1 protein-coding gene is annotated in these 799 nt (G+C 69.7%); it reads left to right on the top strand.

All coding sequences use genetic code 11. The features are described from left to right. On the top strand, nucleotides 1–799 hold a 799-nt coding region (locus HB681_RS37645), incomplete at both ends, for a CHAT domain-containing protein (RefSeq protein WP_213959989.1).

Below are 799 nucleotides of genomic sequence, written 5' to 3'. Positions count from 1 at the left end.
TTCGCGCGCCTTGCTCGACGCCGTGCGCGGTCGCGCCCGGGTCAGCGACGAGGCCACCGCCACCGCCGACCTGCCCACGCTGCAGCGCGCGCTCAAGCCCGATGAACGCGTGGTCGAGTTCCACTCGCTGCCCGACCGGCTGCAGGTGTGGGTGGTGAGTTCTACCGAGATCAAGTCCTTCAGCGTGGCCGAGACGCGCGACGAGCTGAACGAACTGGTGGACGGCTTCCGCAACCAGGTGCTGCGCGCGCGCCGCACCACCGTCGTCAATGCCGACAAGCTGGGCGCCGCGCTGCTCGGCCCGCTCGGGCTGCCGCCGGGCGTGCGGCTGATCATCGTGCCGCACGGGCCGCTGCACTACCTGCCGTTCCAGGCGCTGCGGCTCAATGGCCAGTACGTGATCGAGACGCATCCGGTGTCGGTGGCGCCGTCGATGAGCATTGCCGTGCAACTGGCGCAAAGCACGCCGCGCGTCGATGCGCAACTCACCGCCTTCGGCAATCCGCGCATCGACGACCAGCACGAGCTGCCCGGCGCCGCGGCAGAGGTGAAGGAGATCGCCACCGTGTTCCCGCGCAACAAGGTCTACATGGGCGCCGCGGCCACCAAGACCCAGTTCCGCGAGGCGGCGGGCCGCTCGCCCCTGATCCATGTGGCCGCGCATGCCGAGGCCGACCAGATCGATCCGCTGTATTCGCGCATCCTGCTGGCCAACGAGGACGGCAAGCAGAACTTCCTGGAGGCGCACGAGATCCTGGACCTGCCGCTGTCGCGCAGCGCGCTGGTCACGCTGTCGGCA

The sequence above is a fragment of the Variovorax sp. dw_954 genome (assembly GCF_018449755.1).
In the GTDB taxonomy this organism is placed as follows: domain Bacteria; phylum Pseudomonadota; class Gammaproteobacteria; order Burkholderiales; family Burkholderiaceae_C; genus Variovorax.
The sequence above is the reverse complement of the archived record's forward strand: the minus strand, read 5'-3'. Positions and strand labels throughout refer to the sequence as shown.